The 9,121-nt window shown below is 71.3% G+C and carries 10 protein-coding genes; 6 read left to right on the top strand and 4 right to left on the bottom strand.

Translation table 11 applies throughout. The features are described 5' to 3' along the window. Positions 1–242 precede the first annotated feature (242 nt). The 3 genes from AB0I04_RS46900 to AB0I04_RS46890 are packed head-to-tail and all read left to right on the top strand — an operon-like array spanning position 243 to position 2,552. Positions 243–1,064 carry a hypothetical protein gene (locus AB0I04_RS46900; RefSeq protein WP_360900430.1) on the top strand — a complete coding sequence of 274 codons (822 nt, stop codon included), beginning with the start codon at positions 243–245 and terminating at the stop codon, positions 1,062–1,064. Continuing rightward, complete coding sequence (locus AB0I04_RS46895) at positions 1,052–2,248, top strand: S8 family serine peptidase (protein WP_360900427.1); 1,197 nt, start codon at positions 1,052–1,054, stop codon at positions 2,246–2,248. The genes AB0I04_RS46900 and AB0I04_RS46895 overlap by 13 nt, the downstream gene beginning before the upstream one ends. Further along, positions 2,235–2,552 carry an MGMT family protein gene (locus AB0I04_RS46890; RefSeq protein ID WP_360900424.1) on the top strand — a complete coding sequence of 106 codons (318 nt, stop codon included), beginning with the start codon at positions 2,235–2,237 and terminating at the stop codon, positions 2,550–2,552. Before AB0I04_RS46895 ends, AB0I04_RS46890 begins: the two co-directional genes overlap by 14 nt. Before the next feature lie 14 nt (positions 2,553–2,566). On the opposite strand, the gene AB0I04_RS46885 is transcribed toward AB0I04_RS46890, so the two are convergent. Together AB0I04_RS46885 and AB0I04_RS46880 are read right to left on the bottom strand one after the other, a co-directional pair. Then, positions 2,567–4,165 (bottom strand): FAD-dependent monooxygenase, encoded by a 1,599-nt coding sequence (locus tag AB0I04_RS46885; protein WP_360900421.1) that lies wholly within the window; start codon positions 4,163–4,165, stop codon positions 2,567–2,569. A gap of 163 nt (positions 4,166–4,328) precedes the next feature. Further along, a complete protein-coding gene (locus tag AB0I04_RS46880; RefSeq protein WP_360900418.1) occupies positions 4,329–5,252 on the bottom strand; it encodes a LysR family transcriptional regulator in 924 nt (307 codons plus the stop codon). Between the two features lie 135 nt (positions 5,253–5,387). Between AB0I04_RS46880 and AB0I04_RS46875 the strand changes: the two genes are divergently transcribed. Next, complete coding sequence (locus tag AB0I04_RS46875) at positions 5,388–6,221, top strand: 3'(2'),5'-bisphosphate nucleotidase CysQ (RefSeq protein WP_360900415.1); 834 nt, start codon at positions 5,388–5,390, stop codon at positions 6,219–6,221. 41 nt (positions 6,222–6,262) lie between these two features. Further along, positions 6,263–6,859, top strand: coding sequence for an NAD(P)-binding domain-containing protein (locus tag AB0I04_RS46870; protein WP_360900412.1), 597 nt, complete (start codon positions 6,263–6,265; stop codon positions 6,857–6,859). A gap of 153 nt (positions 6,860–7,012) precedes the next feature. Here AB0I04_RS46870 and AB0I04_RS46865 read toward each other — a convergent pair whose 3' ends face one another. Next, entirely contained in the window at positions 7,013–7,309 is a 297-nt protein-coding gene (locus tag AB0I04_RS46865; RefSeq protein WP_360900409.1) for a hypothetical protein, read from the bottom strand. 7 nt (positions 7,310–7,316) lie between these two features. Then, the gene (locus tag AB0I04_RS46860) at positions 7,317–8,321 is read right to left on the bottom strand and encodes an SPFH domain-containing protein (RefSeq protein ID WP_360900406.1); all 1,005 of its coding nucleotides are present in this window, start codon (positions 8,319–8,321) and stop codon (positions 7,317–7,319) included. 223 nt (positions 8,322–8,544) lie between these two features. Between AB0I04_RS46860 and AB0I04_RS46855 the strand changes: the two genes are divergently transcribed. Beyond that, positions 8,545–8,859 carry a hypothetical protein gene (locus AB0I04_RS46855; RefSeq protein ID WP_360900403.1) on the top strand — a complete coding sequence of 105 codons (315 nt, stop codon included), beginning with the start codon at positions 8,545–8,547 and terminating at the stop codon, positions 8,857–8,859. Positions 8,860–9,121: the final 262 nt, after the last annotated feature.

Genomic DNA, 9,121 nt, shown 5'->3' with positions numbered 1-9,121 from the left:
GTTCAGTCGTGTGATATTAAGATGTTCGTGTTTGTGGAGTGGGTTGTGCTGCCGCGGTTCGGGGAGGCGCGGGGGGTGCGCGGCGGCCCCGCGCGCGCCCCCCCCCCCCCCCCCCCACGCCGATCTCCGACCGATGGAACGTCCGGGCGGAGCGCCGTCGGGATGTTCCCCTTGGCCTCACTGGGCCACCCACGTCTCGGTTCTGTCCAGATGCGAGGGATGGCCCAGTAACCTTTTCAGATATGGCGCGAACCTCCGATCCGAGCTGGCCGACGACCGGGCCTGGCGGATGGGGGGCATGGCACGGGCCGGACGAGCCTCCGCCCGAACCGGTGCCCTGGTACGCCCGTCGCCGCCTGTGGCTGGTGGTGGCGGCGGTGACCACGATCGGCTATCTCGTCGTCGGAGTCCTCTCCACCGCCCGGGTCTACTGGGAGTTCCACCGCAAGCCGACCCAGTGGGAGCTGTACCGCGCGGCCGGTGAGGAGGTCCGGAACCGCTGGCGCGCCTGGCCGACCGAGAAGATCTTCCCGGCCTCCGTCCCGTACACCTCCGAACAGGGCGGGATCGAGCACGCGAGCCGGGTCGGCATCGCCCCCGAGATGGGATGCGCCACCGGCATCGACCCCGCCCCCGCCGCCGTCCTCGCGAAGTACGGCTGCCGCGCGCTGCTGCGGGCCACCTACGTCGACGAGATGCAGGGCATCGTCCTCACCGTGGGGATCGTCGCCCTGGACGATGAGCGGGCCGCCGGCCTGGCCGACGAGGCCCTCGCACCGCCGGACCCCGGCAAGCCGGGTCCGTTCCTGCACGCCCTGGCGTTCCCGCGGACGATCGCCGCCCGGTTCGACGACCCCGCGCGGCAGTTCGCCGCCACCGGACGGGCCGGGCCGTACGTCGTGCTCACGGTGGCCGGGCAGACCGACGGCCGGCCCGCCGCGGCCGTCCGCAAATCGCACACCGGCTGGTTCCTGCTCGCGCCGGAGATCGGCCGCAACATCGCCGGCGCCCTCGCGCTCCCCGTCCAGCCGGACTGCTCCGAGAAGCGAGAGTGGAAGTGCTGAGGGCCGCGGTGGCGGCCGCCGCGGCGCTGACGGTGGCCCTGCTCCCCGCCACCGGGCACGCCGACTCCGTACGCGACCGCGAGCAGTGGGTACTCGACGCCCTCGGTGCGCCGCAGGCATGGCAAACGACCAAGGGCAAGGGCGTCACCGTCGCCGTCCTCGACACCGGCGTCGACGGGTCCCACCACGACCTCACCGGCACCGTGAACGCGGGCCCCGACTTCATCAGCGCCGTGGCGCCCGACCCTGGCCGGCTCCACGGCACCTGGATGGCCTCCCTGATCGCCGGGCACGGGCACGGCTCGAACGCCGGGGTGATCGGGGTGGCCCCCGAGTCGCGCCTGCTCTCCCTGCGAGTGATCGCCGACCCGAGCGAGAAGGGCTACAAGTCGTTCCGTGACAGCCCGGAGTACCGCTCGGCGCTGCCCAAGGCGGTCCGCTACGCGGCGGATCACGGCGCCGACGTGATCAACATGTCCCTCGGCGGGCCGAGCGCCGGCCGCGAGGAACGCGACGCCATCGCCTACGCGATCTCCAAGGGCGTCGTCGTGGTCGCCTCGGCCGGCAACGACGGCGACCGCAAGACCGACAAGGACGGGTTCACCCGGCTGTCCTACCCCGCCGCGTTCCCCGGCGTGATCGCGGTCGCGGCGATGACGCGCGGTGGCGTCCCGGCGAAGTTCTCCGACCGCAACGCGAGCGTCCAGGTCGCGGCGCCCGGGGCCGACGTCGTCGGCGCCGGCCCCGGCGACAGCTACTGGATCGGCGAGGGCACGAGCCAGGCGGGGGCGCTGGTCTCGGGCGTCGTCGCGCTGATCAGGTCGCGCTACCACGACATGCCGCCCGCGCTCGTCGCCCAGGCGATCACCGCGAGCACCAAGGGCCGTCCGGCCGCCGGGTACGACCCGACGGTCGGCTTCGGCGAGGTCAACGCCGCGGCCGCGCTGGCCGCTGCGGACCGGCTGCAGAGTTACCAGCTCACCGGAGGCACCAAGACCGGCCGGTTCGGCGACGGGCCGACGCAGCCGGTGCAGGTCGAGCGGCATCCCCCCGGCCTGGTCATCCTGGGCGGCTGGATCGGCGTGGCCGCGATCTTCGGGTTCGCCGGCGCCCTGACGACCACGATGCTGTACGTCCGGCGCGCACGGGCCCGGCAGCAGTCGGAGGCGGATGGTGCACGGTGACCCCACGGACTTCGCCGAACGCGTCCTCGACGTCGTCGAGCGCATCCCGCCCGGCCGTGTCATGACGTACGGCGACATCGCCGAGTTCCTGGGCGAGGGCGGACCACGGCAGGTCGGCCGCGTGATGGCCCTGTGGGGCGGCGGCGTGCCCTGGTGGCGCGTCATCCGGGCCGACGGCTCATTCCTGCCCGGCCACGAACAGCGTGCCCTGAAGCACTACCGCGCCGAGGGCACACCGCTGCGCGGCAGCCGCGTCGACATGCGCCTCGCCCGCTGGACCGGCGAGCCCGCCGAGGCGAACTGACCGCTCGCGCTTGATCAACCGGTGGGTGCCGCGGGCGAGAGGTCGCTGGGCTGGGCGGCGCCGAACCATCGCCGTGCGGCGGCCTCCAGCGCGTCCATCTCCTCGGAGCCGAGATCGGCGGACTCCGACGCCCACGCCACATGGCAGTCCGGCCGCAGCAGCAGCACGGTGACGCCGGCGTGGGGGCCCGAAGGAGAGCCGGTGACGATATCGATCCGGGGCCGCCGGTGTGCCAGAGCCCGGGCCGCCGACGCGTGTTCGGTCAGGTCCACCAGCAGGGGCCGCGCGGTCCTGGTCAGCTCGGCCAGCCGCACCGTCCCATCGGGGGTGCGCACGTCGAGGCCGGGAGCGAGCCGGCCCACGAGCGGGTGGGGCGTCATACCACCCATGTCGGCTGTATCGCCCATGTCGTAAGGCATGTCGTCGCCGGCGATGAGACCGGCGACGCGGCCCACGGCGCCGGGGTCTCGCAGCAGTTCGGCGAACAGCCCGCGCAACGCGGTGACGTCGTCGCCCGGGGCGGTCAGCGCGCCCTGGGCCTGACCGGCCATGATCATGCGTTCGCACGCGGGACGCCGCTCGGTCTCGTACGTGCCCAGCAGCCCCTCCGGGGCCTCGCCGCGGATCTCGGCGGCGAGCTTCCAGGCGAGGTCGACCGCGTCCTGCAGGCCGAGATTGAGCCCCGAGCCACCGGAGGTGTTGATGTGCGCGGCGTCACCGGCGAGGAAGACGCGGCGGTCGCGGAAACGGGTGGCGACGCGATTGTGGCCGCCGTTCAACCGCCGCAGCACGTGCGGCCCGGGACCGGCGGGCGCGGCGAGCGGCACGTCGACGCCCAGGACGCGGCGGACGCTCGCGCGCAACTCGTCGAGGCTCATCGGATCGTCGTTCTCCGGTCGGTCCCATTCCGCGGTGCTCACCAGAGGCGGATGCCCGGGGAAGGGCGCGTAGGAGAACGTCCCATGGTCGGTCCGGTGGGCCAGGAACGGCGGGACCGCGCCGTGGCCGGGGATGTCGAGGCCGCCGGTCGCCGGATCCACCCACTCCTCCGGAACGGTGGCGTGGGCCGTCCGCGTGGTCACTCGGTCATAGGTGATCCCGGGGAAGCCGATGCCGGCCAGCTTGCGGGTCGCGCTGTGCGCTCCGTCCGCGCCGACCAGGTACCGGGCCCGCACCTGGTAGGTCCCGTCCGGGCCTGCCACGTCGGCGGTGACCGTGTCGTCGTCCTGAGTCAGTCCGACGAGCCGGTGCTCGCGCCGGATGTCCACGCCGAGTTCGGCGGCGCGCTTCTCGAGCACCTGCACGAGGCGGTGCTGCGTCACCGGCAGGCCGTAGACCGAGTGGTCCTCCAGCACGCTCAGGTCCAGGGGCAGCGCGGCGAACATGAAGGCGGGGCTCGGCCGCGGCGGTCCCGGTTGCCCCGACAGCGGCTCGTACAGGCCGCGGTGGTCGACCATCCGTACCACCTGGCCGAGCAGCCCGTTCGCCTTCGGCTCCGTGCTGGGCTCCGGCAGGACCTCCAGCACCACCGGACGGACCCCGGCCAGACTCAGCTCACAGGCGGCCATGAGTCCGGTGGGACCGCCGCCGACGATGACGACGTCGATGGACATGGGAGTACTCCTTCACATGCGAAAACAGGGTACGGTACGTACCGTACCCTATATTTCCCATTGCGAAGCCGACGTTGGGAACAGTTCGGGTGCCTCAGGGCCTCTGCTGTTTCAGGGGCCCGGATCGCCGAGGTCGTGCGCCGGCCCCGGCTGGTTCGAGTTGTCAACGCGTTGCCCGGCTCCGTCCCCTCGTCGGACCGGCCAACGCGGTTCGCGCCAGATCGCGGAGCCAGACATGTGCGGGGTCGGTGTCATAGCGCTGATGCCATGACAGGAACACCAGGGCCGGCGGAAGGTCGACCGGCAGTGGGAGCAGGACCAGACCGAGATCCGCGGCCACCGAGCGCGTCGTGGATTCGGGGGCCGTGACGAGGAGGTCGGAGCCTCTCACGAACTCGAGCGCGGCCCCTTCGGTAGGTGCGGTCGCCACCACACGTCGGGTGAGGCCGAGCCGCTGGAGGGCGTCGTCGAGGGCGTTGCCGAGCCTTCCGCGCCGCGAGACGGTGATGTGCTCGGCGGCGGCGTACTGCGCGGCGGTGACGGTCTTGACACGGGTGAGCGGGTGGCCCCTCCGTACGACGACGACGTGATGGCTCTCAGCCACCCGATCGGCGCGAATCTCGGGCGCGGTCGGGCGGTCCGCGTTCGCGGCGAGGTCGACCTCGCCGCGACGCAGCTCGGGGGTGTCGATGCTCGATTCCGCGATGAAGCGCAGACGCACCCCCGGCGCCTGCTTGCGCACGGCTGCGAGAAGCGAGGGGCCGCTGAGGGCGACGAGTGCATCGTGCCAGCGGAGTGTGAAGGTGCGCTCGAGCGTCGTCAGGTCGAGTTCGCGGCTCGGCGCCAGCACGCCCTGGACTTGCCGCAGCAGGTCGTGCACCTGTTCCCGGACGGCGATCGCGTACGGCGTCGGAGTCATCGTGCGCCCTGTGCGCACCAGAATCTGGTCCCCCGTCGTGCGCCGGATCCGGCCGAGGCTTCGGCTCATCGCGGGGGCGGTGACGTGCAGGCGCTCGGCCGCTCCGGCCACGCTGCCTTCCTCCAGGAGGGCGTCGAGCGCTGCGAGCAGATTCAAATCCAATTGCATGAGAGTCATCCTAGGCATGCTTTACATGCACTTGAAGTTAATGGTGGGTCCTCCTACCTTCGAGATGCGGATGCGAAAGGCCCACGGTTTCCCGTAGTTCGGCCTCATCCCCCCTGCTCAGATGGGAGTACCGCCATGCCCGAGTCGATTCAGAACCCCGGTATTGCCGCAGCCGCCGGGTCCGCGTCCGACGCCGACCTGCTCGCGCAGACCGCGAACGCCGTACGCGCGGCGGGTTCGGCGCTGCGGGAGCGCTTCGGCGACGTGGCCCGCCATCGGACCCGCGAAGAGCTGATGCGTGCGCTCGCCGCCAACGACGCCGTCGCCCTCGACATCCTGCGCCCCCGCCTCGCACCCCTGCGCCCGGACGCCCGCTGGGTGGACGAGGAGCTCGACGGCGGGGCCCTGCCCCCAGGCGAATGGTGGGTCGTGGATCCGGCAGAAGGCAACGTCAACCACCTACACGGCCTGCCGGAGTGGGCGGTGACCGCCACCCTCGTACGCGAGAACCAGCCGGTGCTCACCGCGGTCCACCTGCCGTTGACCGGCGAGACCTGCACTGCGCTCGCCGGCGGCGGCGCCCATCTCGACGGCCGGCCGCTGCGCGTGTCCCAGACCACTGACCTCGGCCTGGGCCTCGTGGCCACGAGCCAGGCCAGGCCGGACGAGGACGAGAAGGTCGTGCGGCGCATCGGCTCCTCGATCACCGCGATGCTCCTCGACGCGCTCGTGGTGCGCGCCTCTGTGCCCGCCACCCTGCACCTGCTGAACGTGGCCGCGGGCCGGATCGACGCCTTCTGGCAGTTCGCCGGGGCCCGTGCGGACCTGCTTCCCGGAGCACTGCTCGTCGCCGAGGCCGGCGGACGGATCTCCGACGCCGAGGGCCGCCCCTGGACCCCGCAGAGCGAGAGCTTCCTGGCTGCCGCGCCCGGCGTGCATGCCGACGCCGTCGCCACGCTCTCCCGATGACCACCCACGACGACCACACGCACCAGAAGGACTGAAGCAGCATGACCAAGATCACCGTCCTCGGCAACGGCCGCGTCGGCGGCAGCCTGGCCACAGCCCTCACCCGGGCGGGGCACGAGGTGACCGTGGCGGACCGCTCGCCGGGTTCTGCCGCCGACGCTGCCCGGACAGCGCAGCTCGTCATCAACGCCACGCCGGGCGCCGGCTCGCTGGAGCGGCTCGGCGCGCTGCGCGAGGAGCTGCAGGGCAAGATCCTCGTGGATGTCTCCAACGCCACCGTCGACGGACCGGACGGACTGCCCGCCGACCTGCTCTACCCCGGATCAAGCCTCGCGGAGCAACTCCAAGATGCGCTTCCCGGCACGCGCGTCGTCAAGACGCTGAACACGATGCTCTACCCGGTGATGACCGCGCCCGCCACGCTCGCCCAGACGCCGACCGCGTTCCTCTCGGGCAAGGATCCGGAGGCCAAGCAGGTCGTCCGCGAGCTTCTCACGGACCTCGGCTGGCGCCAGGAGTGGATCACGGACCTCGGCGGGATCGAGACGGCGCGGGCTGCCGAGGCCGTGATCCTCTTCGTACCGCACGTGATCCGATCCAGCGGATTCGCGCCCTTCGCCATCTCGATCGCCCGTTGATGGCCCGACGCGCCTCTTCATGACGCAGGACCGTATGACATGGCGAGCCAGTAGACCTGAACAACGTCGTGCGAGGGCTGGAGAGCCTCCCGATGGAAGGTGTCGAGGTCGGCTGACGAACAGCCGGAATCCCTTGTCCTAATGCAACCGTGCTCAGTCGGCCTCGCTGTGCAGGGCGGCCGCCCGGGATCGGGCGGACGCCATGGCCTCGTGGTAGCGCGTCTCCCAATCGGGAGCGTCCGCCGGGATCTCGGCGACGACCTGACGGCCCAGCTCCCGCCCGCCGGCGACCTGCCGGACGAGCACGACGGTGACGCCGTCCCGCAGTTCCGTCGCGGGCTCCCAGTCCGGTCCCCGATCCGGGTCGGGCCGGCGGAACGCGGCGATGAGAAGCGCGGCCAGCAGGACCGCGAGCAGGAGTACGACGGGGAGCGCCAGCACGCGCATCATGAGCCTCCTAGCCGGTCGGGATCGCCACCCGGTCGTTCCCCGGGGCGTACACCGTGATGCCCTTGGGCAGCGCCTTCAGCTTCTCGATGTCGGCGCACGTCGGGCACTTGTTGTAACCGTCCTGGCGGGCCCGGTTGGCCTCCGCCTCCGCGCGGGCCTGCGCGACCTGCGCCTGCGACTCGGTCACCTTCGCGAACGCCGCCTGCGCGCTGTCCACGGCCTGCTGCACCGAGGCGGGCAGCGTGATGCGCGCCAGGTTGAAGTGCAGGTTGGTCAGGAAGGGGAACCCGAGGGTCTGCTGCAGATCCTGCTCCAGGCTCGTGTTGATCGCGTCCTGCACCTTGGCGATGTTGGCGTTGTTGCTCTGCGCCCTGAGAGACGTCTGCTGCTGCTTGCCGCCCGAGTTGTTCTGCACGAGCGCGCAGGAGGACACCAGCTCGGCACAGCGGAAGCTGTTCACCTGCGTGCGCAGGTCGTTCTCGATCACGGGCCGGATGATCTGGTCGAGGAACGCCGACCACCCCTGATCGCCGTCATAGGCGTAGCGGGCCTTCCCGTCCGCGCCGGTGAACTTCCGGGTGCCGAACTTGTCGTCGAACTTCCGCAGCGTCGCGTGGTCGAGGTTCAGCGTGAAGTAGAGCGTGCCCTCGATCCCCATGTTGACGCCGTCGCTGCTGGGCACCGTCACGACGTCCACGCCCGTACGGTCCCCGCGCCCCGCGTCGGAGGTGATCGTGTAGAACCGCTGCTGTGCGGGGTACTTGTGCATGTGCGACCACCACCCGATCCACGTCAGGCCCGACCCTGGGTCGATGACCTGGCGGATCTTGTTGTTGTCGAACATCCCGCCGTTGCGGACGACCGCCACCTCGCCCCCGGAGGTGCGCTCGAACGCCCCGAAGAAGCCGTTCAGCGTCGGCACCGCGACGACGAGGAGCACCACCGCTGCCACGATCGCCTTCGGACGGCTGACGCGTCCGGAGGGCCGCGGAATCTTTTTCGAACCGGCCACCGACACTCCTGCACAAAGCTGGAAACGGAATAAATGCGCAACTAAGACGTCCCGCCCCAGAACGCGGTTCCGAAAGGTGCCCTCCAGCCGCCGGCGGGCAGGGGTGAGCAGGTGACCGCTTGTGGCCTGAGTCGGCCCGATCTACCTCGGGGTGTCTTAGGTGATCAACGGCTGGTGCGTTGGGAATCTGGCTACGGCATGTAGATCGAGAGACAGGGGCGTCATGGCGGTCACAGTTACCCGTGATGGTTTCACGCTGTGGTACGAGGTGAAGGGCGACGGCCCGGCCGTCATCTTCCCGTCGAGGATGCGCAGCGAGCACGTCACGCTCGCGGACGCGCTGGCGACAAGTGGGTATCGGGTGGTGCGCTACAAGCCCCGGCAGGTCGTCGGCGTGATGGAACCCGAGAGCGAGGCAGGCGGCCCGTGGGAGCCGACGAACTGGGACCGCTTCCCTACGGACGTCGAGATCGCTGACTTGCACGCCATGGCGGTCGCCCCACGACTGACGGCCGCGCTGGCTGCGGCAGCCTGGTGAGGCATCCGGCGCGGCCGGCCGTCGCCCCCGCCGGGTCACCTGCGCCGCCGGGACGGTCACCGTACGGCCATCACCTCGCCGTCGTTCTTGACGCCGCAATGCGGAGCCGACCGCGAGTGCCTGTCGCCGCGTGAACACCCCACCCTGTGCCGCGGCCAGCTCCGCCAGTTCCTCTCGCACGGTCACAGCATCACCTTGGCCGGCGGGCTCCGGGGGCGGAGAAGCGGAGATGTGGACAACCATCAGCCGGGCGCTCCGCGCC

This window comes from Actinoallomurus sp. NPDC050550, from assembly GCF_040655075.1.
GTDB lineage: Bacteria > Actinomycetota > Actinomycetes > Streptosporangiales > Streptosporangiaceae > Actinoallomurus.
Note: the sequence above shows the minus strand (reverse complement) of the source record. Positions and strands in the feature narration are given on the sequence as shown.

What these genes read in the sequence shown, in the direction of transcription:
- AB0I04_RS46855 (WP_360900403.1), top strand. Translation starts at nt 8,545, where the DNA reads ATGGCGGTCACAGTTACCCGTGATGGTTTCACGCTGTGGTACGAGGTG.
- AB0I04_RS46880 (WP_360900418.1), bottom strand. Translation starts at nt 5,252, where the DNA reads ATGCAATTGGATTTGAATCTGCTCGCAGCGCTCGACGCCCTCCTGGAG.
- AB0I04_RS46875 (WP_360900415.1), top strand. Translation starts at nt 5,388, where the DNA reads ATGCCCGAGTCGATTCAGAACCCCGGTATTGCCGCAGCCGCCGGGTCC.
- AB0I04_RS46865 (WP_360900409.1), bottom strand. Translation starts at nt 7,309, where the DNA reads ATGATGCGCGTGCTGGCGCTCCCCGTCGTACTCCTGCTCGCGGTCCTG.
- AB0I04_RS46900 (WP_360900430.1), top strand. Translation starts at nt 243, where the DNA reads ATGGCGCGAACCTCCGATCCGAGCTGGCCGACGACCGGGCCTGGCGGA.
- AB0I04_RS46870 (WP_360900412.1), top strand. Translation starts at nt 6,263, where the DNA reads ATGACCAAGATCACCGTCCTCGGCAACGGCCGCGTCGGCGGCAGCCTG.
- AB0I04_RS46885 (WP_360900421.1), bottom strand. Translation starts at nt 4,165, where the DNA reads ATGTCCATCGACGTCGTCATCGTCGGCGGCGGTCCCACCGGACTCATG.
- AB0I04_RS46890 (WP_360900424.1), top strand. Translation starts at nt 2,235, where the DNA reads ATGGTGCACGGTGACCCCACGGACTTCGCCGAACGCGTCCTCGACGTC.